At 48.8% G+C, this 22,082-nt stretch carries 28 protein-coding genes; 13 read left to right on the forward strand and 15 right to left on the reverse strand.

Annotated elements, in window-relative coordinates; all coding sequences use genetic code 11:
- Nucleotides 1-59 precede the first annotated feature (59 nt).
- Nucleotides 60-356, reverse strand: a complete 297-nt coding sequence (locus tag Q7J08_RS04955) for a ferredoxin-thioredoxin reductase catalytic domain-containing protein (RefSeq protein ID WP_304910586.1) — start codon at nucleotides 354-356, stop codon at nucleotides 60-62.
- Between the two features lie 58 nt (nucleotides 357-414).
- Nucleotides 415-888: a peptide deformylase gene (locus Q7J08_RS04960; protein WP_304910587.1), complete on the reverse strand. Its 474-nt coding sequence runs from the start codon at nucleotides 886-888 to the stop codon at nucleotides 415-417.
- A gap of 54 nt (nucleotides 889-942) precedes the next feature.
- On the opposite strand from Q7J08_RS04960, the gene Q7J08_RS04965 reads away from it, so the two are divergent.
- Nucleotides 943-1,254: a YunC family protein gene (locus Q7J08_RS04965; RefSeq protein WP_304910588.1), complete on the forward strand. Its 312-nt coding sequence runs from the start codon at nucleotides 943-945 to the stop codon at nucleotides 1,252-1,254.
- 53 nt (nucleotides 1,255-1,307) lie between these two features.
- The gene (locus Q7J08_RS04970; protein WP_304910589.1) at nucleotides 1,308-2,615 is read left to right on the forward strand and encodes a PEGA domain-containing protein; all 1,308 of its coding nucleotides are present in this window, start codon (nucleotides 1,308-1,310) and stop codon (nucleotides 2,613-2,615) included.
- A 145-nt stretch (nucleotides 2,616-2,760) separates the two neighbouring features.
- On the opposite strand, the gene fhcD is transcribed toward Q7J08_RS04970, so the two are convergent.
- From fhcD to hpt, 5 genes are all read right to left on the reverse strand, one after another.
- Nucleotides 2,761-3,645 (reverse strand): formylmethanofuran--tetrahydromethanopterin N-formyltransferase, encoded by an 885-nt coding sequence (fhcD, locus tag Q7J08_RS04975; RefSeq protein WP_304910590.1) that lies wholly within the window; start codon nucleotides 3,643-3,645, stop codon nucleotides 2,761-2,763.
- 124 nt (nucleotides 3,646-3,769) lie between these two features.
- Nucleotides 3,770-4,951 carry an MFS transporter gene (locus tag Q7J08_RS04980; protein WP_304910591.1) on the reverse strand — a complete coding sequence of 394 codons (1,182 nt, stop codon included), beginning with the start codon at nucleotides 4,949-4,951 and terminating at the stop codon, nucleotides 3,770-3,772.
- Nucleotides 4,948-5,550 (reverse strand): METTL5 family protein, encoded by a 603-nt coding sequence (locus Q7J08_RS04985; protein ID WP_304910592.1) that lies wholly within the window; start codon nucleotides 5,548-5,550, stop codon nucleotides 4,948-4,950. Before Q7J08_RS04985 ends, Q7J08_RS04980 begins: the two co-directional genes overlap by 4 nt.
- The gene (dph2, locus tag Q7J08_RS04990; RefSeq protein WP_304910593.1) at nucleotides 5,547-6,497 is read right to left on the reverse strand and encodes a diphthamide biosynthesis enzyme Dph2; all 951 of its coding nucleotides are present in this window, start codon (nucleotides 6,495-6,497) and stop codon (nucleotides 5,547-5,549) included. The genes Q7J08_RS04985 and dph2 overlap by 4 nt, the downstream gene beginning before the upstream one ends.
- Entirely contained in the window at nucleotides 6,481-7,044 is a 564-nt protein-coding gene (gene hpt / locus Q7J08_RS04995; RefSeq protein ID WP_304910594.1) for a hypoxanthine/guanine phosphoribosyltransferase, read from the reverse strand. The genes dph2 and hpt overlap by 17 nt, the downstream gene beginning before the upstream one ends.
- Before the next feature lie 94 nt (nucleotides 7,045-7,138).
- Here hpt and Q7J08_RS05000 point away from each other — a divergent pair, with 94 nt between their 5' ends.
- A complete protein-coding gene (locus Q7J08_RS05000; RefSeq protein WP_304910595.1) occupies nucleotides 7,139-7,627 on the forward strand; it encodes a hypothetical protein in 489 nt (162 codons plus the stop codon).
- 1 nt (nucleotide 7,628) lies between these two features.
- Here Q7J08_RS05000 and Q7J08_RS05005 read toward each other — a convergent pair whose 3' ends face one another.
- Genes Q7J08_RS05005 through Q7J08_RS05020 form a run of 4 tightly spaced genes read right to left on the reverse strand, consistent with a single transcriptional unit; the run spans nucleotide 7,629 to nucleotide 9,467 of the window.
- On the reverse strand, nucleotides 7,629-8,186 hold the full coding sequence (locus Q7J08_RS05005) for a manganese efflux pump MntP family protein (protein WP_304910596.1): 558 nt from the start codon (nucleotides 8,184-8,186) through the stop codon (nucleotides 7,629-7,631).
- Entirely contained in the window at nucleotides 8,186-8,470 is a 285-nt protein-coding gene (locus tag Q7J08_RS05010) for a DUF1894 domain-containing protein (protein WP_304910597.1), read from the reverse strand. Before Q7J08_RS05010 ends, Q7J08_RS05005 begins: the two co-directional genes overlap by 1 nt.
- Nucleotides 8,449-8,910, reverse strand: a complete 462-nt coding sequence (locus tag Q7J08_RS05015) for a DUF1890 domain-containing protein (RefSeq protein ID WP_304910598.1) — start codon at nucleotides 8,908-8,910, stop codon at nucleotides 8,449-8,451. Before Q7J08_RS05015 ends, Q7J08_RS05010 begins: the two co-directional genes overlap by 22 nt.
- 50 nt (nucleotides 8,911-8,960) lie before the next feature.
- The gene (locus tag Q7J08_RS05020) at nucleotides 8,961-9,467 is read right to left on the reverse strand and encodes a DUF367 family protein (protein WP_304910599.1); all 507 of its coding nucleotides are present in this window, start codon (nucleotides 9,465-9,467) and stop codon (nucleotides 8,961-8,963) included.
- A 39-nt stretch (nucleotides 9,468-9,506) separates the two neighbouring features.
- On the opposite strand from Q7J08_RS05020, the gene Q7J08_RS05025 reads away from it, so the two are divergent.
- Nucleotides 9,507-10,334, forward strand: coding sequence for a nucleoside 2-deoxyribosyltransferase (locus Q7J08_RS05025; protein ID WP_304910600.1), 828 nt, complete (start codon nucleotides 9,507-9,509; stop codon nucleotides 10,332-10,334).
- A gap of 187 nt (nucleotides 10,335-10,521) precedes the next feature.
- Here Q7J08_RS05025 and Q7J08_RS05030 read toward each other — a convergent pair whose 3' ends face one another.
- The 3 genes from Q7J08_RS05030 to Q7J08_RS05040 are packed head-to-tail and all read right to left on the reverse strand — an operon-like array spanning nucleotide 10,522 to nucleotide 12,402.
- Nucleotides 10,522-11,373 (reverse strand): deoxyribonuclease IV, encoded by an 852-nt coding sequence (locus tag Q7J08_RS05030; RefSeq protein ID WP_304910601.1) that lies wholly within the window; start codon nucleotides 11,371-11,373, stop codon nucleotides 10,522-10,524.
- Nucleotides 11,366-12,172 (reverse strand): hypothetical protein, encoded by an 807-nt coding sequence (locus Q7J08_RS05035; RefSeq protein WP_304910602.1) that lies wholly within the window; start codon nucleotides 12,170-12,172, stop codon nucleotides 11,366-11,368. The genes Q7J08_RS05030 and Q7J08_RS05035 overlap by 8 nt, the downstream gene beginning before the upstream one ends.
- Entirely contained in the window at nucleotides 12,169-12,402 is a 234-nt protein-coding gene (locus tag Q7J08_RS05040; protein WP_304910603.1) for a hypothetical protein, read from the reverse strand. Before Q7J08_RS05040 ends, Q7J08_RS05035 begins: the two co-directional genes overlap by 4 nt.
- Nucleotides 12,403-12,591: 189 nt before the next feature.
- Here Q7J08_RS05040 and mmp11 point away from each other — a divergent pair, with 189 nt between their 5' ends.
- The 7 genes from mmp11 to Q7J08_RS05075 are packed head-to-tail and all read left to right on the forward strand — an operon-like array spanning nucleotide 12,592 to nucleotide 19,490.
- On the forward strand, nucleotides 12,592-13,461 hold the full coding sequence (gene mmp11 / locus Q7J08_RS05045) for a methanogenesis marker protein 11 (RefSeq protein ID WP_304910604.1): 870 nt from the start codon (nucleotides 12,592-12,594) through the stop codon (nucleotides 13,459-13,461).
- Nucleotides 13,458-14,489 carry a radical SAM protein gene (locus Q7J08_RS05050; protein ID WP_304910605.1) on the forward strand — a complete coding sequence of 344 codons (1,032 nt, stop codon included), beginning with the start codon at nucleotides 13,458-13,460 and terminating at the stop codon, nucleotides 14,487-14,489. The genes mmp11 and Q7J08_RS05050 overlap by 4 nt, the downstream gene beginning before the upstream one ends.
- The gene (locus Q7J08_RS05055; RefSeq protein ID WP_304910606.1) at nucleotides 14,486-15,613 is read left to right on the forward strand and encodes a thiamine pyrophosphate-dependent enzyme; all 1,128 of its coding nucleotides are present in this window, start codon (nucleotides 14,486-14,488) and stop codon (nucleotides 15,611-15,613) included. The genes Q7J08_RS05050 and Q7J08_RS05055 overlap by 4 nt, the downstream gene beginning before the upstream one ends.
- Nucleotides 15,594-16,760, forward strand: a complete 1,167-nt coding sequence (locus Q7J08_RS05060; protein ID WP_304910607.1) for a homocitrate synthase family protein — start codon at nucleotides 15,594-15,596, stop codon at nucleotides 16,758-16,760. Before Q7J08_RS05055 ends, Q7J08_RS05060 begins: the two co-directional genes overlap by 20 nt.
- Nucleotides 16,757-18,007, forward strand: a complete 1,251-nt coding sequence (locus Q7J08_RS05065) for an aconitase/3-isopropylmalate dehydratase large subunit family protein (RefSeq protein WP_304910608.1) — start codon at nucleotides 16,757-16,759, stop codon at nucleotides 18,005-18,007. The genes Q7J08_RS05060 and Q7J08_RS05065 overlap by 4 nt, the downstream gene beginning before the upstream one ends.
- Entirely contained in the window at nucleotides 18,007-18,483 is a 477-nt protein-coding gene (locus Q7J08_RS05070) for a 3-isopropylmalate dehydratase (RefSeq protein ID WP_304910609.1), read from the forward strand. The genes Q7J08_RS05065 and Q7J08_RS05070 overlap by 1 nt, the downstream gene beginning before the upstream one ends.
- Nucleotides 18,480-19,490: an isocitrate/isopropylmalate dehydrogenase family protein gene (locus tag Q7J08_RS05075; protein ID WP_304910610.1), complete on the forward strand. Its 1,011-nt coding sequence runs from the start codon at nucleotides 18,480-18,482 to the stop codon at nucleotides 19,488-19,490. Before Q7J08_RS05070 ends, Q7J08_RS05075 begins: the two co-directional genes overlap by 4 nt.
- Nucleotides 19,491-19,499: 9 nt before the next feature.
- On the opposite strand, the gene Q7J08_RS05080 is transcribed toward Q7J08_RS05075, so the two are convergent.
- Nucleotides 19,500-20,456 (reverse strand): tRNA(Ile2) 2-agmatinylcytidine synthetase, encoded by a 957-nt coding sequence (locus tag Q7J08_RS05080; protein WP_304910611.1) that lies wholly within the window; start codon nucleotides 20,454-20,456, stop codon nucleotides 19,500-19,502.
- A gap of 454 nt (nucleotides 20,457-20,910) precedes the next feature.
- Here Q7J08_RS05080 and Q7J08_RS05085 point away from each other — a divergent pair, with 454 nt between their 5' ends.
- Entirely contained in the window at nucleotides 20,911-21,183 is a 273-nt protein-coding gene (locus Q7J08_RS05085; RefSeq protein WP_304910612.1) for a 4Fe-4S dicluster domain-containing protein, read from the forward strand.
- Nucleotides 21,184-21,200: 17 nt separating this feature from the next.
- Nucleotides 21,201-22,082: 4Fe-4S binding protein (locus Q7J08_RS05090; protein WP_304910613.1), on the forward strand; the 882-nt coding region annotated here is incomplete at its 3' end.

Here is a 22,082-nt window from a genome sequence, read left to right on the forward strand (position 1 = left end):
CTATCTATAACGGCAGTATGATCTTTATAAAATAGTGTGTGAAATAATACTCAAATATATTATTTTTTGAAATAGAGATAACAATGGCAGTGACCAAAAGCTTCAATGTCTGCCGCGGAGTCCCTGCATGGACAGAGGTATATTTTATCGGCCTCGGCGTCCCCGGACGGGATCCGGCATGGACAGAATCGTTTTCCGTACACCAGTTTGTTTCTGGCAAGTCCTTCGATCGTAGAATCAGTCACATCTTTGTTTTCGTTCAGGACCCAGCCCTTTTTCACCGCAACTTTCTCAATTGATGGGCGGATATTCTCGGCGACTTCCAGAATTTCCTCGCGTGTGGGAATGAGATTCATTATCAAATATTCCTCCTCAGAAGTTATCAGGGTTTGGTTTGTGGATAAGATATGTCCATTATTTTTCCAGGGATTTAAGGATCATGCGTTTCTGTATCGGTTTCAGGTGGTCAAGGAATAGTATCCCTTCATGATGGTCTTTTTCATGGAGAAAAGCCCGGGCAGCTACCCCTTTGAGTTCGGTCTCGATGAGTTCGCCGGATATGTCGAGATATCTGCAGGTGATTTTTCCCGGTCGGCGGACCGGCCGCTGGATCCCCGGAATGCACGGACTTCCTTCCATCTCTTCAACGAGCGTGCCTTCTTTGAGAACTTCAGGGTTCGCCCCCCGAATGGTGACTCCGCCGATGTTTACGATGAACAGGCGTTTCGATACGCCTATCTGGGGAGCTGAAAGTCCAACACATCTGTTGTGGATCATGGTGTCCCACATATTGGTCAAAGTATCAAGCTCTGCTGTGCCGATTTTTTCAACCGTTTCTGCATGCAAAAAGAGCGCCGGATCTCCGTATTTTCGTATCTCACAGATCATATGATTCTTTTCTCACTGAAATCGTTTTAGTGTTGTGATTACACATACATATGTATGGAGTTACAGTATGATCGTCCGGGACATGCATCCGGAACTGTGAACGGGGTTTTGATCGAAGGTTTCTGCCTGCCTGTTCCTTCTTCGAATATGATATTCATTACAACTCCCGGAGGTTTTGTTGGATGCGGATTTTTTGATATGCGTACGTTTGCAAAACTCGGGATACATGCCGTCAGGATCACCGGCGTATCAACGCTCGAAGAGCTTCTTGCAGGGAAGATCTCAGAGGTCACCGAGTCTGCAGAAAAATCAGGGATCAGAATAGGAATGACCGGGTACGATGCACTTTTGCGGTTTTGCCCCTGATAAACCTTATCTCTAACCAAAGTTTTTTTAGCAATCACTTCGTTGTATTATCTATGAAACAGTCTATTCTCACTTTACTCGTGTTAGTGGCTGCCCTTTCCTTACTTTGTCTGCCGGCATTGGCAATCGAGGTAGGTTCGGATACGGCAGCCATTTATGTAACGTCTTCTCCTTCTGGGGCTACCGCTACTGATTCTGCTACCGGGAACACCGTTACTACGCCGGGCACTTTTATCGTCTACACGACCGGCACTCCAACGGATCATTACATCACCGTGTCGAAAAGCGGGTATTATGATTATCATTATGATGCCGGTTCCATCTTCACTGTGGGAGATTATGTCACGGTCAATGCTATATTGATCCCGATCCAGACCAATGGTTACCTTTCAATCTCCTCAAGTCCCTCGGGTGCCATTGTCTACATCGATGGTATATACAAAGGCGTCAGTCCGCTGACAGTTACTCTTCCAGCCGGTCCACACAGCATTCGCATGGTGATGTCAGGGTATAACGCATGGTCAGGCTCAACAACCGTGAATGCAGGTCAGACCACATCTGTTTCCGCCTCTCTGGATCCAACCGTGACATATGGGTATCTCTCCGTTTCTTCCAGCCCGTCGAATGCGGATGTTTACATCAATGGTGTTTACAAAGGAGATACTTCATTCACGATCGGTTTGAATCCGGGAACCTATCAGGTCATGGTAAAGAAATCAGGTTACACCTCCTATTCGACTACAGCGACCGTGAACACGGGGACGACAACTTCTGTTTCGGCAAATCTCCAGCCGAGTGCGAATGCCTATGTCCAGATCGCTTCCTATCCGTCTGGCGCCGCAGTCTATATTGACGGGAGCTATGTTGGAAACACCCAGTATTCAACAGCATCCAACCCGAACTACCTGGATGCGGGTCCGTTTACACCTGGAACGTCCCACACACTCCTTTTCACCCTTGATGGATTCAATCCCTACTCAACATCATTCATATTGAGTTCTGGTGAGACCAGAACGATTTCAGTGACGATGGTACCGGTTACGCCGGTAATTACTACCGCAACTCTTCAGATCTCATCAGATCCGTCTGGTGCTAGTGTTTATGTAGACAATGTGTTCAGAGGAGTTACCCCGGTGAATTTAAACGACATCACAGCCGGCACTCACACAGTACTTCTCCAGAACATTGGATATGATGACTGGTCTCAGTCCATCTCCTTCTCAGCCGGTCAGACCGTTGAGAGAACCGTTGTGCTGTCTCCGACAGTCGTTCCAACACCGACCTCCACACCGATCCCAATCATTGGTATTCTCGCCGGGCTTGGTGCCTGCGGAATACTGTTCGCTGCAAGACGCCGGTAATTCTCCCGGTTCTTGTAACAACTCTTTTTTTGTAAGCCGTTCCTTTTTGCAAACGATTTGATGTACGATTCCATCATCTTTCTTCGATGAAAGACTGCCACGGCTAAAGAGTTGGCGTAAACGACAATAAAATACTAAAAAAAAGTTAGATGCAGTCCTTTAAGTGGAACTTAAAGGGACCGAGGTTTCCGCCGTAGTTTCCTGCGGTGATCTTGACGACACCAGGTACTCTGCATGCTGCCTGGACACCGGCTTTCATTGCCTCATTTATTGCTGCTTCGGACACACCGTCGATGACGATCTCATAGACTGCCTTGACGCCTACTGGAATCTCGGTCTCGGGGATCTTCTCGCGGATCGTGGGGCAGAACTTTTCGTTGGTGGATGCTCCCATGAACTTGTATTTCAGGGAACCAACTTTGGATCCTGATGAAACAACTCCTCCCGGGAACGGGGTGATGGTTCCTGGAATACAGCTGATTGCATCAACTGCTGCTTCTGCTGCAATAAGTGCGGACATCTGGGAGTCTCCCATGATCAGGAAGTTACCGCCGGCAACTCCTTTGATTGCGCCGACTTCCTCTTCGATAATAAAGTCTCCGCCCATGATCGGGATTGACCAGCAGTTGATGCCGCCGACGACGACCTTGGACTCATATCCGTCACCGAAGAAGTGGAGTTTGACGGGGATGATCTCTTCCAAGCCTGCTTTTCCATTGAAAACTGCGGTTGTGGGTGCAGTTAAGACACACTCGGCAATACGTTCGAGAACCTGTTCTTTGAGTGCTTTCTTACCACAGCAGAGCATGATTGCATATCCTGGGCGGTTGTCGGGGGTCTCTGATGCCGGGACGAATCGTTCGATTCCAGCTTCACAGGGACAGCCGATGGTCGAGGTTGCAAAACCGGTTGCTTCGGTTGCTGCTTTGTATGCCCACTCTTTCGTTACTGCAGTGATGATAACACGGGCGGCCCACACCGGGAAGCCTTCTGCATATGTGTCTTCAAGAATTACACCGTTGAATTCCATATTATATGAATTGGGCATGGTGGTAAATAGCGTTTGCGGGTTGATACAGAAGGCGGCAAGATTAATGGAGCAAGACGCCGGTTTTGGCGGCACGAAAAAAGAGTGTGAGAAGATCTCACCAAATTTATTCTGCTTTTCTGCGGGTATGTTTCAGCAGTTTCAGCGGATAGGGAAGAGCAGCACAGAGAACGATGGCAGCAATCATCAGCCATACCTGGGAGAAGAGTGCCGTCGGCATGCTGATTGCATCCGCCATGATCCCGATAACCATAATTGCCATGGCAGCCAGGCCCTGGGGAATGCCGATCATGATCCCGGATGCGAGTCCTACACTTCCCGGCATAAGTTCCTGCACAGTCGCGATCTCCACGGAGGCAGTTGCCATCATAAAAAATCCGGCAATCACGAGTGAAATGACCGATCCAATGCCGGAAAGGAGAAATATTCCGAAATAGGCGGTCGTTGCTCCGATGTATGCAATGAACATAACTTCCTTTCGTCCGATCTTGTCTGAAAGAGGACCGGCAATGAGAGTGCCGAACATCCCTGCAAAGATCATACAGCTGACGACGCCGGTCGCGAGCAGATAATCGACCCCTGCATACTTAGTCAGATAGACGGCAGCGAAGGCAAGAAATCCATAGTAAACCCATGTTCTCAGTGAACTTATACTGAGCATAAGTGCGGCATTTCTCCATCTGGGTTTTACAGCTCCCTCCTCCGTGGATCTTGGCGGCAGGATCGTCGGTTTCTGCTGATGTTTCCTAAGCAAAACGGCAACTACGACCGCCGGGATCACCAGCCAGATGAGTGCGGGAAATCCTCCCCATGCAAATAATGCTCCGGCAACGAGGGGGGCGGCTCCATAACCAAAGGATCCTCCGACCGAGAAAAGTGAAAGGAATGTTCCCCGGTTTGCCGATGTGGTGAACTGATGGATCTGCTGATAGGCATTCGGATGAAACATGGAGTTTCCAGCTCCCACAAACACTGCCATGATCAAAAGAACCCAGTAATTCTGGGTAAATCCGTATATTGCGATGGCAAGACCTGTCATAAGGATACACCAGGATATTCCCGGGACCCAGCGTCCCTTATCGATCATCCAGCCGGTTAAGGGCTGGAAGATAACCATTGTCAGGGTTACGAGGGTGAAGAGACATCCTGCCATTGCATAGGACGTGATACCCTGTTCAGTAAATATGGGGATCAATGCAGGCAGTATCGCCGGAATCACCGGGATGTAAAAGTCCGCTGCTCCGTGGCCTGCAGCAAGACCTGCTATGCGTTTTGTAAGTTCATTCATGATATTCTCTCTAAACGGATGATCTCAACCGGGATCTCCAGATTTTCTTTTGTGTGGAAAGCGAATTGTTTTGGAATATTCAGCAGAGCTGCTGTTTTTGAGGTGATGACGGCGGTGTCTTTTGTGTATGCTTTGAGAAACGGGATACTGCCTTTATTGAAGATCCCGTAGCAGACCGGAGCTGTTTGAAGAGCAAAGTCGATAAACGGCCGGTCGGCATGTTCCTTTTGTGCGCCAAACGGCGGGTTCATCAATACGGTGTCTGCAGTAAGGAGTTCAGTGTTCTCGTCTATACGCATCCTTCTCCATTCGATATCGACCCCGAACGCTTCGGCATTTTTTCTGGCAATTTTCAGGGCTGCTTCGTCTATATCAATACCGATGACCGTTGCTCCGAGAAGTGCTGCTCCTATCGAAAGCATTCCTGTCCCACAGCCAAGATCCACGACCTTCATACCCTCTATATCTCCGGCAAGTGCCGCTTCGTGCAGAAGTCTCGCTGCAAGCGGGGCCGGGGTCATGTATTGTTCAAGATCCGCTACCGGTGAGTGAAATCCCTGTACCTTCTGCAGGCACATCTCAAGCTGCCTGAGTTTCATGGTAATATTTCATCGATGGTGTAATCGTCCCAGGTGCGTTTTCCGAGAACGATCTCAAACTCAGAGGGAGAGAGGACCGGCATGGGAAACCTGCTCTGGTCATCCAGAGCAAGTCTCGGACATGCTGTATTCACATAGGCATCGAAGCCAAGATTTCGGAGCTGCATCTCGGATATCTCCCGAATCAGAATGATCGTTGCATTTTCGTGGAGACCGGCAAGCCGTTCAGCCAGTTCACGGCGTGCCTGACCCGATTTGGAAGAGAGCAGGATCCCGAATGTCTTCGCACTCTTTGCCTTTTCGATCTGCGCAAACCGTTTTCTCAGCAGACGGTCGGCTGATACTTCCTGCAGGATACCGTCGGCGAACGGATCAAGAGCAAAGGTCGGTTTTTTCGTAGCGAGCGATACACCGATCGCATGGAAAATGCCAGTCCCGATGAACAGATATGCTTCGGCATCGGCGTTCTTTGCTGAAGCATAGGTACATCCAAGAACCTGACCGTCGAGAGGTGTTCGCGTTGATCCTGCTCCGATCACGGCGTTCACTCCGCGTTCATTCAGCCACTTGCTGATCGCCTGGGTCTGGTGGGCATGTTGGATCGTCGTTGTGATCCCGACGGATTTGTACTGCCTGAGTTGAGGTACGGCGGACTCCAGAATTTCCAGAGGATTGTCCTGCTGGAACGGGAGATAGATGACGTTTTTTTCCGGGGTCACCGGGGTATGTCCGATATGGACAAGAACATCTGCCCATTCCAAAGCATCCAGACTCAGATCGCAGGCACCCCAGCAGGCATCTCCGCTGACGAGGACCTCAAATCCCTCCTTTTTCAGCGTTGCCGATATCTCCGCAGCTTTCCGTTTCAGACCTTCAGGCAACTGAACGGCAACCCGTTTCGCATTCCGGCTTTTCAGCTCGGTTATTACTTCAGAAAGCTGAATCAATGATTTTCACACCGTTTTCGTCAACATCGATCGTGACAAGCGTTTTGTAGGGAATGCCGATGTCGGGAGATCCCCTGTTCACGACAAAAAGGATATCCACCAGCTCTGCTCCGGCGATCTTCAGTGCAGGCAGGATCCCTTTGATCGTGCCGCCGGTACTGATGACATCATCGATGATCACAACTCTGTCGCCTTTATTTACATAGTTCATATAGAGTGTCCCTTTGGAGTATCCGGTTTCCTGGCCGATGACGACTTCGCCCGGCAGACGGTATTCCCGCTTTCTGATAACAACGAAGGGAATGCCGGTCGCAAGCGTCAGGGCCGTTCCGATATGGATTCCCATTGCCTCGGACACCACGATCTTATCGACATTTTTCAGATCAAGTGATTTCAGCATGGCAGCTGTCACATCACGCAGAAGTTCCGCAGTGACTGCCGGGATCCCATCTGTTATCGGGTTGATGAAGTAATTGTAGACGACCCCGTCTTTTTCCCGTTTGACCATAGGGCATGTCAGAAGGGACTCTTTGAGGATTTCAAGCATATCCCATATGTTGACTTTTCTTACAAATACGTCTAACGTCGGGTGTTCTCTGACGAGACAAGGTTTTTCTCTTCATCCCGCTAATTCTCTTTCAATGAAATACATTCCGGCAGTTCTTCTTCTGATAGTGATGATCGTTATGAGTGCCGGCTGTATAAGTCTTGGAACACAGACAACAGATATCGTTATGGGAAATGAGACGATTGGGCATATTTATCTCACGCCGATCACCGACAATCTCTTTTCAAATGAATCAGTGACGGAAAAGTTCGACATGAAGGTGGAACTCTTCGGATTAACCTTCACAAAAGAGGGGATAACGCAAGGTGAGGCCGATGACCTCATGGGTACTCTTTCATCCTTTAATACCACAAACACCTCGTCATTGCTCGATTTAGGGTTCATTCCCTCGCTTGATGAGTTGTCTCCTGACGATTCTGATGATTTTCTTAACCAGATCCTCACTATGCCGGTGACCAATCAGGCAACAGAGGCAGCACTCGACTCAGTCGATTTTGACGGTGCCGGCGACCGAATACAGGCGTCAGCCGAACGTATCGCTGAACTTCTGGGTCTTGTCTGATTCAAAGACAGTATTCGATGAGGAACTTGATGCCGATCAGGACGAGGATGCCCCCTCCGAGAATCTGCATTTTGTTGCCAAGGATACTGCTGAGTTTGTGACCTGCCAATACTCCGGCAAAGGAAAATAAAAAGGTGACCACACCGATGATCACTGCCGGGAGAAGGATCGCCTCACCGATGAGGGCGAAACTAATTCCAATGGCGAGGGCATCAATGCTTGTTGCGACGGCAAGAAGGAGCAGAACTTTCCATCCTATCAGACTGACCCCTTCTTCATCTCCAAAAAAACTGTCCCATATCATTTTTCCGCCGATGAAGAAGAACAGACCGACCACGATCCAGTAGCCGAACGGATCGATCACCTGGGTTATGGGGATCCCGATCGCCCACCCCAAGAGCGGCATTGCAAACTGGAAAAACCCAAAAAATATCCCTGCAATGACTGCAGTTTTTACAATATTTTCTTTGAGAGCTGCGCCGCCGGCAAGCGATACAGAGAATGAATCCATCGCAAGACCGACTGCGATTATCAGTGATGAGAGAAGAAAGTCAGGCATTACTGGACGGGTTTTCCGTTCCTGCGCACATGCTCAACGCCTTCCGGATCCTCGACGACGACGACAAATGTGCCGTGACAGGGTTTTGTATAGGCGTAAATGAGCTTTTCATTAGCGATACCAATGATCAGCGGCGGCACTCCTATCAGGGCTTTTTCCAGCAGTTTGAATCCCGGCGGGACCTCATATTTCTCCGTGCTGTTCGTTCTGATGATTTCCCGTGCTTCTTTGAAACTGCAGTTTCGCCCCAGGATCTCGTAGTTCATATTTTCAAGACAGCCCATTCGAGTACCTCGTCTAATTTTGTGAGAAGGGGCCTGGTGTTGTGTGTTACCGGGGCCACGACCTTTTCTGTTGGATATTCGATCTCTTCAGCGAGATCATATGCGTGTTCTCCGAAGAGAACAGAAATGAGAAGAGCTTTGGGAGCTACCGCGGACGTTGTTGCCGTGTAAGTGAGTCCTGCATCATTGTGGATAAGGGATATGATCAGCGGATACTGGATAGTTCCGTCAGCCAGCTCCCCGATAGTCTTATCCACGTCTTTGTATTCCGCAACATAGTGACTTTTCGGATCGCTGGTTTTAATGAGCTGCTTAGCTGACGGATTCGCCGCAACGACCGGGCGGTGTCCCGCATCCTGAAGAAAGTCTGCAATGTAGAGTACAAGCGGCGACTGAACAGGAATCTGGGGGCAGCCGATTAAAATGAGCACATCTCCCATAGTAGGTATTCATCTGTTTTGTTAGGGTATAAATATTGGTTTGAGGGTGATTATCCGATGTATTCACTCTGTATTTTCAGTATTTCTGCGCTGTCTTTTGCGTTGGCATACTCTTCCAGCGGCTCTTCGTTGAGTTTAAGAAAGTTCAGACCCCAGTTGAATTTTCCCAGGATCTGCTCAGCCTGATCTTGCTCTCCGAGGATCACGAGAGCTGCCGAGAGCGCCTCGACGGATGTCAGGGTGAAGGGTTTTCCAAAGTTTACCGGGTTTGCGGCGACCAGATACGGCAGAGCCCGCCGGTTTTTCCAGGGATTGAGGTTGGTCGTGTCAAGAACTATCCATGAACAGTCTAGTGCGGTGATGGACGTGACCCATTTTTTATCGGGAGGTGAGATGACGTATTCGGCAGTAGGGTCAAGGAGAAGTGTGGTTTTTGGGACATGATTCATTTTTTTGACGACGTTGATCATCCCAAACTTTTCCAGCTTTTTGACTGTACATTTTTTTGGATCGCAGGAGTTATCACGAAATGCAATCAAGGAGATCAACATGCTCATGCTCTTTATTTATGTTTTCCTGGTACTAATAGTATATCTATGTTTATCCTCTCCTCTCCCTGTGTCCTGAACGAAAATCTTCGTGCAGATGGTATCACGACCGATGAGGATCGTGAGGTTTTTTCCCGATGCAGGAGACGGTGCGAGGAGTTTGATATCGACGTTGTTCCGCTGCCGTGTCCAGAGACATTGTATCTGGGGACACCCCGCTCTCCTGGTTCGTTTGCCGAAAGGCTTGATACCCTGGAGTTTTCCGCTCTTCTTGACCGGTTAGAGCAGGAGGTAAGGGAGCTCATTTCAGTGAAAGGTGAACCTCTCTGTATCCTTGGAGTGAATTCGTCCCCAACCTGCGGAGTGACGACTACGTATCTGACGAGTGAGAAGTCTGCGGGTCCGGGCGTGTTCCTAAAACGTTTTGCCGAGTTCAGGCTCGTTGATGCTCGCGTGTTTGCAAAATATCGGATATATCTGGCATCCCCGCTCTTTTCGGAGGGGGAACGCCGGTACAATACGTACCTTGCTGAAGTTCTTCGAAAGAATTTCTTTTCGGTGTATCTTCCGCAGGAGTTTGACGACACTGCAGAGGCGAGAGGAGAGAATCGTGAGCGGATGATCTATGATAAAAATCTCTCTGAACTGAAAAAAGCGGATATCGTTGTCGGGGTCATCGACGGATCTGATGTTGATTCAGGTACTGCCTGGGAGATGGGATATGCCTTTGCATCCGGTAAACGGGTGATAGCTCTTAGAACGGATTTTCGGAAATTCAGCGTGAATGAGCGGGTGAATCTGATGCTTGAGATGGGAGCCGAGGTCGTTACAAGCGTTGAAAACTTAGTTGATATAGTAAATAATATTAAAAAATAACTCGTTTTATTTCGAGTCTTTTTCTTCTTTCTTTGAGTCTATTTTCTCGTTGATTGCATCCTTTGCTTTTTTAAACAAGTTTCCAAGGTCTACATTTTTTTCAATATTAATTAAAGCCATTTTTTACATACCTCCCTAAAATTAGGGGTTGGTAGTACACTTACCTGAGGTGTTATAATAATTCCGGTTAATTTGACGCGGATAAGCGTCGTGCGACTGCCATATTATCTTTATCTGTCCTAATCTCGTCAGAGGGTGTCTCCATAATAAAGGCACAGTGTGAGATCTTTGGAAATGTCAGGACATCATGGATGGTTTCTTCTCCAAGATAGCCAAGCCCCAGATGTTCATGTCGGTCCAGGTGGGATCCGATCCCTCCTTTCATGTCGTTGAGATGGATTACTTTGAGCCTCGTGAGGCTTCCTGCTTCGTCATTGAACCAGCCAAACACCGTCTCAACCCCGTGACCTTTCAGGTCGTAGCCGGCTGCTGCGGCATGGCAGGTATCAAAACAAAATCCGATCCGCTTTTCATTTGAGAGGGCGTCAGCGATTATTCCCACGTCAGTGAACGTTCCTCCTACAGTATTCTTTTCGTTCGCGGTGTTTTCGAGCAGGATCATCGTCTCTCCTTTTGATTCATCCAAGGCTTGACCGATCGCTCCGATCACCTTCTCCTGCCCTATTTTGTGCCCGTCTTCCTTTCCATGATGACCCAGATGTGTCACGAGGTAGGGGATCTTCAGCTGATCACAGCGGTCCAGTTCCTCGGTCATCGTGAAGATGGATCTTGCATATATCTCGGTTTTTTCTGCAGCCGGATTCGGGAGATAAGGCATGTGATCTACGACCGGACCGATACCTGAGGCTTTCACGTCATCAATGAAGGCTTCAGCGACAGCGGGGTCGATCGGTTTTGCAGCCCAGACACGCGGGCTTCTCGTGAAGATCTGGAAAGTGTCGCATCCTGTTTCCTGAGCACGCGACACGGCTAGAGGTAAGGAACCTGCGATCGATACATGGAATCCGAGTTTAATCATTTCGTTCTCTCCATTCTTTCATCATTCCAAAAAGTGCATCGGCAATCGTTTTCGGGTTCGCTCCCCAATGGACCACTGCGCCGAAGTATCCGTTGTACATCCCTATTCCGCTGTTTTCCGCACGACAGCATCTTGCGATGAAGGGCTCTCTGTTTACCTGGGTGATCGGGCATATGTCTTCGAATTCGAAGTCGTAACCGTAATTCTCGTGACAGATCTGCCTGCCGGTCCTACAGCAGGCGATCCTTGATCCATGCGGCGGGATATCACGGTCCAGAGTCTGGGGAAATCCGCCTGCCCTGCATGGATAGACCTCAGTGTCGAGTTTACTGATGTCTCTGATATGGTGATCAAAGACAACATTTTCCGTTTCGAAAAAGCCGAGTGATTCGAGCCCTGTGAGCGTATCGACGAGAGAGGGGTTTGGCGGCGTGATGTCAAAGACATGGACCTTTTCAAATGTCGAGAGGTCCGGTTCGAAGACAAACGTCATGTGATCGTCCTCTTTTCCAAATACTGTGCATTTTTTCTTCGTTGAAAGCGCTTTTCTGACCAGACCCGCTCTGTCGTGTGTGTTTACTTCATCACTCCATACAGCGATGTCCTCGGGTCCCGCGATCAGTTCCACCGATTCGATCTCCCGCATGAGTCCTATACCATCTTTTGGTTGTATTTTCAGGACCTCAAAACCATCTGGGATTGGACGGATCAGATATTCCGTGAGAAAATACACCTTATCACCCAAAGGTGATGTGGCGGCATTGCCCACGAATTTACACTCTTTTGGGAATATCATCATTCAGGTCTTTCTATTTTTGCCAGTACTTCGATGAATTTGTAGGTGAGTTTGACCGAGCCGCCGCCAATGTGGCGGATGGTGATCGGTGATTCCAAAGCGGTGTTTATGGGAAGTTTGTGTCCTTCATATACAAAGACTACTTCATTATTTTTTACATAGGCTGAAGCATCTGCTCCGGTCATCTTGACACTGCCTACTTCTAGTATCTGCTCCTTAAGTGAGTCCCACATGATTACAAGTAAATTGGGGTTTGGAGGATTAGTATTTTATCCAGTCCGAGAGTGGTGTCCCGGCGGATCCTCAATGAACAACACAAATCATTATATTCCCATCAGTCACACATATTTGTTAACGAAATTTTCGTTTGCGAAAATATCGGCAACAACCCCTGACTGATCACTATGAATGAAGAACCCTGTATGATTGATAATCCATATTCCATCTCCTATCCGGAAATACTTGCTGTCGCATCCGAAGACGATACAACTGTCGAACTCATCGAAAGGTTTGATTGTATCGGAGGGGCGATGTGGGTAAAAAATCATTATGCCAAGAGTCCACTTGTAAAAAGTTCCCGTATAGTTTCGGATACTCAGCGATTTATGCTTCAGACCGGCGATGTCAGCCTGCAGCTTGAAGGTTCATATTTTCCTGCCGGGATCTCCGGTGTGGAAGTAAATGATTCGGAGATATCCATCTCTTATCTTGGTCTTGGCGGCGGGGGTGTCGGGGCAAGTATCTGCCGGGCGACCGCCGGCGGGGTCTTACGTCATACTAGTGATGTGTGCGGCGGGGGAAAAGTTGCCGGATCGACCATTTATCTACCGAGATATACCAGGGTCATCATCGGTCTCGATGATACGGATACGCCGGAAGAGGGTGCGACCTGGACGCTTGCCCACAACATATCGAAGGCTGTCCAGAGTCAGCAGTCCCGTTACCTTTCTCACACGATAACCCAACTCTTTCCGGTTCCCTACCGGACCAAGAACTGTGTTGCTCTCGCCTGTGAGTTTGCGACGACAGAACCCGAAAAACTCATCGACCGGTTTGAAGCTCTGGTCAGACGCTACACGCTTTCCGATGAGACGGGTCTTTGTGCCTACATCGGTTTTGATCCATCTGTGATAATGCCGTATGCAAGGAAAGTCAAAGCCGGCGAGGTAACTCTGGATGATTTTGAGACTGTTCGCCATCATCTTGATGTACGTATCGAGGGCCGGGGCATCATCGGAGCGGCGGCGGCGATACCGTTTTACACTAACTATACAGAGGCCCTTCTGATATGATCCAGAGGGCAGAGACCGAACATTCGAAGGAACTCGGCTGCGCTAAGCACCTGCTTCTAGCGATCGGCTCTGCAAATGTTATTGGCGTTTCCCTTCCGGCTTCTTTGTCATCTCACGCGGGACCTGGTGCCGGACAAGGCAGATCGGTATTTTTCTCCGACGGTGTTTCCCGGATACGGTTAACGCTGGATGAGAATAGTCCGGTTCTGATCGAAAACTCCGGAGAAACCGCTGTCCTAACGTTCGATGGACCTGGTGGTCTCATCTCTGTCGAAGGATTTGTGGAGAAAACCGGTTGTCACTGTCCAAAACAGGCATATATCACGATAAATGAAGGCTGTATCTTCTCGTGCAGATATTGTAATGTCCCAAACCTGGATAAACACATTAAAACGCCTGATGAGATAGCTTCACTCATTTCAGATGCAGTCAGACGGGAAAATGTTGAGTGTATTTCTCTTACGAGCGGTGTTGTCGGCACAATGCAGGAAGAAGATGAACGGCTTTTTGCCATTCTGGAACGGGTGAGACCCTTTGGTCTCCCGATCGGCGTTTCAGTTTATCCGACTCCCGGTCTTTCTCAAAGGCTCTTTGAACTCGGTGTTTCCGAGGTGAAGTTCAATCTCGAGACCGCGACCGGGAAATTATTTGCTGAGATGTGTCCGAGTCTTGACCGGGATGTGTTATGCAATGCCCTTAAAGAAGCGGTCGGTATCTTTGGAAAAAACCGTGTTTATACCAACATCATTCTGGGTCTTGGCGAGTCAAAAGCCGAGATGAAACAGTGCATCACGCACTGTCTGGAAAACGGCGTGATCCCGATCATCCGGCCCCTGACTCCGTCAGCGCAGCTCTCTCATTTTTCCCGTCCTTTGGCTGAAGATATTCTCAGCATCTCTGAATTCCTGCAGAGCGAACTTCTACGTTTCGGGCTTGACCCGTCAGCATCCAAAACCATGTGCGCAAAGTGTATGGGTTGTGATCTGACTCCGATGACTGATTTACACTTAGGGGAAGTGACACCATGAAGGCTGAAGATCTTTTTGCATCCGCTGTTTTACATGCGGCGGATGTTTGTTACGCAGTTCCCGGCTATCCGGTCACGGATCTTGCAGAGAAGTGCGGTGCCGAATACACTGTCAATGAAAAGATCGCTCTTGAGTATGCTCTTGGGGCGTCTCTTTCCGGGAAAAGAGCTGTGGTCATCGTCAAAAATGCCGGTATGAACACTCTTTCTGATCCATTGGTCAGCACGACTTATCAGGGACTCAGGTCCGGAGTCGTGATCATTGCCGGTGATGATACTGAGGTTCGCGGTTCCCAGACACGGCAGGATTCCCGTGAGTATGGGGATGTTGCCTCGGTCCTGGTACTTGAACCAAAAACGAATGAACTCTGCCTCTCGATTGAGGCGGCCATGCAGAGTTCGGAAACCTACTCGAGGGTCGTGATCATCCGGGTGACCCCCGCGGTTTTGGATGCGGATATTCCGGAGGTTTCCATTCCTGAACGAAGAAATGGGTCTGGACCATTATTTCCGGATGATCTGACGATGAAAGGGCGGTGCGAATACGCAGAGAACATCACCGCCGATATGAAAGATGATCAGACCCGGCAGATGATCGTTCCTGAGACATTTGCAGCAAGAGGCCATTTTCGAACTCTCTGTAAAAACTGTCCGTACAAACCGCTCTTTCGCATCCTGAAAAGCACGCTTTCGCTGAATAAGACCGCCGCGATCTGCGATACCGGCTGCTCGCTTCTTTCAAAGAACCCGCCTTTTTGTTTCTCACTCGCAAACTATGGGCTCGGCTCTTCTCCCGCGGTTGCTTCGAAGAGCACGAAGGTCGCTCTCATGGGCGATTATGCGGTTTTGCACTCAGGTCTGAATGCTCTCATAGATATTTGCGAAAAGCAAGGCTCTCTGTTCTGCATTATTTTGAAAAACAGAAAACTGGCCATGACCGGCGGTCAGGACTGCCCGGATATTCTGCCCTATCTGGTCCCATTTACCCCTACTGTCGTTTCCGCCGCCGATCCGTGCCTTGAAGAGTTGATTGAAAAAGGAGTTGTCGAAAACACCGGACTCGTAATTCTGGTCATCGAAGGGGAATGCCCCTCTGGAGAAAATCATGAAACCATTGAATGTTGAGATATGCGATGTAACGCTCAGGGATGGTGAACAGACACCTGGCGTGTCGTTCACCTGCGAAGAAAAACAGGATATCGCCCAACGCCTTTCCGATATCGGAATCGATATCATCGAAGCAGGATTTCCCAGCGTATCCGAGTATGAAAAGCGCAGCGTCAGATCCATCGTCGAGATGGATCTGCCGTCCGAGATCTGCTGTTTATCCCGCTGTGTCCAAAGCGATATCGACGCGGCGATAGACTGTGGTGTCGATCTTGTCAGTCTGTTTTTTGCCACGTCGGATCTGCATCTCCGTATAAAATACAAAAAGACCCGGGAAGAGATGCTTGATCTTGCTCTTGGCATGCTGGATTATGCTCTCGATCACGGAATAAAGGTCAGGTTCTCCGCCGAGGATGCGTCGAGGACCGACGTCGGATTTTTGAAAGAGATGTATGCAAAAGGAGCTGAGCGTGGAGCTTCATATAGCAGTTATGCCGATACGGTCGGCTGTATGACGCCTATTTCAATGTACGAGACCGTGCTTGAACTGAACGCCGGGCTGAAAAATCCTCTGTGTGTTCACTGTCACAATGACATGGGTTTTGCGAGTGCAAATACGTTTACTGCAGCCCAGGCGGGGGCATTTCAGCTTCACACGACCGTTAACGGCATCGGCGAACGATGCGGGAACGCTTCTCTTGAGGAAGTTCTCGTCGCACTCAGGATGCAGGGGGGTGTTGACCGATATGATCTGTCTGCTCTTCAGTCTCTTTCACGGACTGTGGAAACCTATTCCGGTATCAAAATTGCAAAGACAAAACCAGTTGTGGGTGAGCATGCCTTCTGTCATGAAAGCGGGATCCACATCGCTGCTTTGATCCAGGACAGAAATACGTATGAGTATTATCCGCCCGAGATGGTCGGATCCGAGCAGAAGTTCATTCTCGGAAAACATACCGGAAGAAAAGGACTCGAGTATATTCTGACGACCATTGGATACAGCCCTGTCCCAGGTGAGGTCGATGTAATTTTGGAGCGGATCAAATCGATCAGCGAGACAAAACAGAGTATCACTCAGGATGTTCTTCTCTCGGTAATTACTGAGACAAGACAGGAAACTGAATTACAAAAGACGTCAGGTTCGGATAAAGCCAGGACGGGATGAATATGGCAGGAACACTTTCAGAACGGATCCTCGGGTCTGCCGAAGGAACGTATGTTGACCGGATGGTCGATCGTGCATTTGCCCATGACGGGACCGGCGCCCAGGCACTGGTTGCATTTGAAGACTTCCGGATCCCGGACAAGACCGTAGTTCATCCGGAAAAACTGTCTATTATATATGATCACATCTCGCCGGCGAATAACTCGGTCACGGCCAATCTTCAGGGAAATCTTCGGACGTTTTCCCGACAGAACGGGATGCAGTTTCATGATGTCGGCTGCGGGATCTGTCATCAGATAATGAGTGAAGGAGGCTGTCTTCCAAATGAGATAGTTGTCGGGGCAGATTCACATTCATGCACTCTTGGAGCACTGGGTGCATTTGCGACCGGGGTCGGAGCAACCGATATGGCGGGGATCTGGGCTACCGGTGGGACCTGGTTTAGAGTTCCAGAGTCGATAGGTATTGTGCTTTCAGGCAAACTGTCTGGTCATGCTGAGCCGAAGGATGTCGCACTATCTTATGTAAAGGCGCTTGGAATGGACGGCGGGACCTACAAAGCTCTGGAGTTTATCGGTGATGGGGCTGCCGGCATGCCTGTCGAAGGAAGACTGACCCTTTCAAATATGGCTGTTGAGACCGGGGCGAAAGTTGGTCTTTTCTATGCGGATGCATTGACCCGGGAACATTTGTTAGTATATGGTGCGAATGAAAAAACGATTCATATGCAGAAACCCGACGACTGTGCCTATGAATCAGAAGTACATATTGACCTCGATAACATTGAACCGCTTCTCGCGGTTCCTCACCGGGTCGATAATGCCGTATCAGTGACACAGTATTCGGGCACTCAAATCGATCAGGTATTCGTCGGTACTTGTACAAACGGGCGGTTTGAGGATCTTAAACGGTTCGCTGATATTGTCAGGGGCAAAAAAGTCGCTATCAGAACGATCGTTACGCCTGCTTCAAAGGATGTTTATGCAAAAGCCGTAGCAACAGGCGTTCTGTCCGATATCCTCGAGGCGGGGTGTGTCATATGTCCGCCGGGCTGCGGTCCCTGTCTTGGGGCACATATGGGTGTCCTTGGCGAAGGCGAGGTGGGTCTTTCAACAGCGAACCGGAATTTCAAAAATCGGATGGGTGTCGATGCCGAGTACTATCTCTGTTCTCCCTCGACGGCTGCTATTAGCGCTCTCTATGGTGAGATCAGATCTCCAGATGAACTGGAAGGGGGGGTGAACTGATGATTCTATCAGGACATGCCGTGGTGATCGGTGAGGATGTGGATACCGATATGATCATCGCCGGGCGTTATCTTAGGACGACTGATCGTTCGATATGGGTGGAGCATGCCTTTGAAGATTATGATAGGAGTATTGCCGGAAGACTAAACGGTTCTATACTGGTTGCCGGGAAAAACATCGGGTGCGGATCATCCCGCGAGCAGGCGGCAGCAGCTCTCAAGGAAGCGGGGGTTCGTGCCGTCGTTGCTCCTTCTTTTGCTCGGATATTTTTCCGGAACTGTGTTAATCTTGGATTATATGTATTTGAGGCGGATGTCGTGTGTGAGGATGGGGATATCATTTCCTTTGACACCGATGATTCGTATGTCAAAACATCAGATTCCGTTTATCAGGCAAAACCTCTCTCAAATCGTATGAAGGAGATACTGTCTGCCGGCGGTCTGAATGCCTATCTTTCTAGTCGGGGTGAACCGTGAGCCTTCGTATTGCGGTATCGGAGGGCGATGGTATCGGACATGAGGTGATACCTGAGGCACAAAAGATCCTTGAGCATTTTCTCCCAGATGCAAATTTTTTTGAGGTTGAACTGGGACTTTCCAAATGGGAGAAAACCGGGTCTGCGTGTTCTCCAGAAGATATTCGTGAACTGAAAGGTGCTGACGCGATTCTTTTCGGCGCAGTAACAACTCCTCCTGACCCGGATTATCGGAGTGTTCTTTTACAGATCCGGCACGAACTTGATCTGTATGCGAATCTTCGTCCAATACGATCACTTCAGTTACACGGCGATGAATCCGCAGTTGATATGATGATCGTCCGGGAGAATACTGAGGGACTTTACTCGGGTATCGAGGAGATCGGTACCGAGAGGTCGACGACCCTTCGCGTGGTGACGAAATTCGGATCCAAGAGGATAGCGGAAAAAGCATGCTCTCTTTTTTTGGAACGAAATTCGGAAAAGCCGCTCGTTATCGGATACAAAGGGAACGTGCTCAAATCCGATCTGCTTTTCAGAGACACCTGTAACGAGGTTGCAGAGTCATACGGGATACAAACGAAAGCTGTGTTTATCGATGCACTATGTCTTGATGTTTTACAACATCCGAAAAATTATGATGTGAGTGTTACAACAAACATGTTTGGCGACATCTTAAGTGATGTCTGCGGATATCTCACCGGGGGCCTAGGTATGCTTCCGAGTGCGAACATCGGTGATAAGTATGCATTTTTTGAGCCTGTCCACGGGAGTGCTCCGGATATTGCCGGTAAGGGTATAGCAAATCCGGTTGCTGCGATCCGAAGTGCAGCAATGATGCTTGAGCATTTTGGGATGAAGCATGAGGCGGATCTGGTCGAAGAATCGATTTGTGATCTGATCATCAGCGGTGTATCAACGCCCGATCTTGGAGGTTGTGAATCAACTTCGTCGTTTGGCAGCCGTTTGCTTGAATCCGTCTGTAAAAAAGAAGAAAGAGAAAAATAAATCTTTTTTTCACGGGGTCTCGCCGTACAGACCTGCGGCTTCAACACCACCGTCTGCCCAGAGAAGTGCTCCGAGAGCCCCGATCCTCCCCTTTCCATTTGCACTATCTATATAGATGATACCGAGTTTTTCTGCTTCGGTTATTGCTTCTTCACGTGTCAGCAGTTCGGTTTTCACTCGCTTTGCATATGTTGAATCCGGGAGACGAATACCGGCAAAGTAGCAGATCCCAGTCGTTTTGCTCATCGTTTTTTCTTCGATGAATGATTTGACAAATGCGATCAGTTCGTTTTTCATCTCTGGTTTTACTGCGAACGTGATCACTGAACCTGTACAGTTGGTGGTCTTCTCGGGAGCCTTGGGGTTGAGCTGGATGATCCGCATTCCAAGGAAGGTGGTCCCATCAATTGGACAGGCTTCACCGCACTTCAAAGCGAGGACCCATGTTGCTCCCCCCTCTTTTGTGTCAGTATCATCTATACCAAAGGTGACCTTCTCATATTTCGGCAGGATAATGGTGCTTCTGCATATCCGTGCACCGCCTACTTTCAGATCTTCTTCGCTGGCATATTCTGTTCTGATGACGCCCGGTGCCTGGGATAAGCAGGCGGCCACTCCCACTCCGGCTCCAGCTGCTCCTGCCCAGGAGGTTCGTACTTCGTTTCCCTTTACAATAACTGCTTCAAGCGCCTGCCCGCCAAGTTCCGTGTCCGAGGGTCCAAAGCAGATTGGGTATGAGCCGATATTTGCGAGCATCGTCATTGTGGTACCTTCGGTTTTTGCGGAGATGAGTGCTCCTTTTGCTCTTCTCCGGTTCATATGATCCCATTCGATCGGGCCTCTTGCATGACATTGTTCATGTATCTCGGCAATGCCGTTTTTCTCATCGGTCATCACAAGGAGCCGATGACAGAACATCGGTCCAAATTTTTCTTTTATCTGATCTGGGGTTAATGTCAATGTCATATTTTTGATACCGGGAATTTCGTTAACAGAAATATCGGTTGTGGGAGTATAAGTGATATTCGATAGGTTGGGATCCAAGGGCCCACTTATATTAATCATCATCTGACAATCAAACCTGATTGATATCACGTGTTATTTAATCACGTTTTTCGCCTGGTTGAAATGTTGGAAAACGCGCGAAATTGGATTTTATTTGAAAATAAATAATAATTGGGGGTTAATTGAAGAACCCTCTCTAATTTGATAGGTTATATTTGATGTATTTTTTGAATAATATTGGTGGGCTTGTTTTTCAAAATTAGTTTAACAATATCTAAATGATAAGATATTTTGATGAATATGTGCAAATCGGAGCCAGAATCTTGCTTCTTTTGATTAAGAACATTTATCTATCTTCTTACTCAACTATAACAGTAATCGATTTCGGTCGATTAAAGGCTGGTGCATATAAGCAATGGCATTTGCAATGCATATCAACATGGAGCGATGTACTGGTTGTAACAATTGTGTAGTAGCATGTCCAGTAAACGCACTTGAACTTTGCACCATAGATCCTGCCTCAACTGACAAGATCTATGCCGTGACTGATGGTAAGGCTATCTCCCTTGACCTGAATCACGAATTATGTGCAGGGTGCGGTGTGTGTGTGGAAGCATGCCCATATAATGTTATTAAACTGGTTGCATCGCAGGCCCCCGCAGCAAAAGCTGCTGAAGAGGGTCACTGAGGAGAGAGGAAAACATCATGGTAATGAGCACAATGTTTCCAAAATACTCTACGAAGACCGAGGGAGAATCCGTCATTATGGAGCAGAGGCTCCTATCGAAGGTTTCTCACCTTGTGTTAACAACAAGCAAGTGTACCGGTTGTGGTATCTGTGCTGACGCATGTCCGAAGGAAGCAATTTCCCTTGGTATGGTCGGTGCAGCTATCCGCGGTGTAGCTGCTGGTGACGCACCAATCGCTGTCGACCCCGCAAAATGTTCATACTGCGGTGTCTGTACGATTCTGTGTCCGTTTAACGCACTTCTCGTAGAAGTTGACGGTGAACCCAACCTCCCGATTCTGGAGCAGGAAGGTTTCCCTGAGTATGATTTTACTGCTGAAATTAGCGAGGAGAAGTGCATCCGCTGTACATCCTGTCATGAGGCCTGCCCGCATGACGCCATAGTACGTGATGTCCCCGTTTATGAAGGCGAAGTTGAAGGCGGCGCAAAACGCCAGACCGCACTCGTTGCAAAAACGACTTTCGTTGTTGACAAAGAGCTGTGTACAGTCTGTGGTGTCTGTTCATCTCTTTGTCCGGCAATTAAACAAAAGCGTGTCCCGTTCACTGCTGAAAAAGTTGGATCTGAAGGCGAGATCATCTGGACCGAAGCCCTATGTGACGGCTGTAAGGTCTGTGTTGAGGCTTGCCCGCACGATGCAATCGCCGTCGAACGGACCGTCGATGCAGAGGCCAAGCTCCCCGGCTCCGTCTCTATTGACAAATCCGAGTGCATCACCTGCACCTGGTGTAAACAGGTCTGCCCAAGCGAGGCCGTCACCATCACGAAATTCTTTGAAGGCGAACTTATTGTTGATGCCACGAAGTGTCCCGGTGGATGTTCCACCTGTGTCGATGTA

This window comes from Methanocorpusculum sp. (assembly GCF_030655665.1).
GTDB lineage: Archaea > Halobacteriota > Methanomicrobia > Methanomicrobiales > Methanocorpusculaceae > Methanocorpusculum.

Bases quoted from the DNA above. Each gene is read 5' to 3' on its own strand.
- Q7J08_RS04955 (WP_304910586.1), bottom strand. From the start codon at position 356: ATGAATCTCATTCCCACACGCGAGGAAATTCTGGAAGTCGCCGAGAAT.
- Q7J08_RS05060 (WP_304910607.1), top strand. From the start codon at position 15,594: ATGAAACCATTGAATGTTGAGATATGCGATGTAACGCTCAGGGATGGT.
- Q7J08_RS05005 (WP_304910596.1), bottom strand. From the start codon at position 8,186: ATGCCTGACTTTCTTCTCTCATCACTGATAATCGCAGTCGGTCTTGCG.
- Q7J08_RS05085 (WP_304910612.1), top strand. From the start codon at position 20,911: ATGGCATTTGCAATGCATATCAACATGGAGCGATGTACTGGTTGTAAC.
- Q7J08_RS05080 (WP_304910611.1), bottom strand. From the start codon at position 20,456: ATGACATTGACATTAACCCCAGATCAGATAAAAGAAAAATTTGGACCG.
- Q7J08_RS05035 (WP_304910602.1), bottom strand. From the start codon at position 12,172: ATGATGATATTCCCAAAAGAGTGTAAATTCGTGGGCAATGCCGCCACA.
- Q7J08_RS05050 (WP_304910605.1), top strand. From the start codon at position 13,458: ATGATCCAGAGGGCAGAGACCGAACATTCGAAGGAACTCGGCTGCGCT.
- Q7J08_RS04970 (WP_304910589.1), top strand. From the start codon at position 1,308: ATGAAACAGTCTATTCTCACTTTACTCGTGTTAGTGGCTGCCCTTTCC.
- hpt (WP_304910594.1), bottom strand. From the start codon at position 7,044: ATGCTTGAAATCCTCAAAGAGTCCCTTCTGACATGCCCTATGGTCAAA.
- Q7J08_RS05070 (WP_304910609.1), top strand. From the start codon at position 18,007: ATGATTCTATCAGGACATGCCGTGGTGATCGGTGAGGATGTGGATACC.
- Q7J08_RS05055 (WP_304910606.1), top strand. From the start codon at position 14,486: ATGAAGGCTGAAGATCTTTTTGCATCCGCTGTTTTACATGCGGCGGAT.
- Q7J08_RS05030 (WP_304910601.1), bottom strand. From the start codon at position 11,373: ATGATTAAACTCGGATTCCATGTATCGATCGCAGGTTCCTTACCTCTA.
- Q7J08_RS04985 (WP_304910592.1), bottom strand. From the start codon at position 5,550: ATGAAACTCAGGCAGCTTGAGATGTGCCTGCAGAAGGTACAGGGATTT.
- fhcD (WP_304910590.1), bottom strand. From the start codon at position 3,645: ATGGAATTCAACGGTGTAATTCTTGAAGACACATATGCAGAAGGCTTC.
- mmp11 (WP_304910604.1), top strand. From the start codon at position 12,592: ATGATTGATAATCCATATTCCATCTCCTATCCGGAAATACTTGCTGTC.
- Q7J08_RS05015 (WP_304910598.1), bottom strand. From the start codon at position 8,910: ATGGGAGATGTGCTCATTTTAATCGGCTGCCCCCAGATTCCTGTTCAG.
- Q7J08_RS05025 (WP_304910600.1), top strand. From the start codon at position 9,507: ATGTTTATCCTCTCCTCTCCCTGTGTCCTGAACGAAAATCTTCGTGCA.
- Q7J08_RS04960 (WP_304910587.1), bottom strand. From the start codon at position 888: ATGATCTGTGAGATACGAAAATACGGAGATCCGGCGCTCTTTTTGCAT.
- Q7J08_RS04980 (WP_304910591.1), bottom strand. From the start codon at position 4,951: ATGAATGAACTTACAAAACGCATAGCAGGTCTTGCTGCAGGCCACGGA.
- Q7J08_RS04965 (WP_304910588.1), top strand. From the start codon at position 943: ATGGAGTTACAGTATGATCGTCCGGGACATGCATCCGGAACTGTGAAC.
- Q7J08_RS05000 (WP_304910595.1), top strand. From the start codon at position 7,139: ATGAAATACATTCCGGCAGTTCTTCTTCTGATAGTGATGATCGTTATG.
- Q7J08_RS05020 (WP_304910599.1), bottom strand. From the start codon at position 9,467: ATGAGCATGTTGATCTCCTTGATTGCATTTCGTGATAACTCCTGCGAT.
- Q7J08_RS05010 (WP_304910597.1), bottom strand. From the start codon at position 8,470: ATGGGCTGTCTTGAAAATATGAACTACGAGATCCTGGGGCGAAACTGC.
- Q7J08_RS05040 (WP_304910603.1), bottom strand. From the start codon at position 12,402: ATGTGGGACTCACTTAAGGAGCAGATACTAGAAGTAGGCAGTGTCAAG.
- Q7J08_RS05065 (WP_304910608.1), top strand. From the start codon at position 16,757: ATGAATATGGCAGGAACACTTTCAGAACGGATCCTCGGGTCTGCCGAA.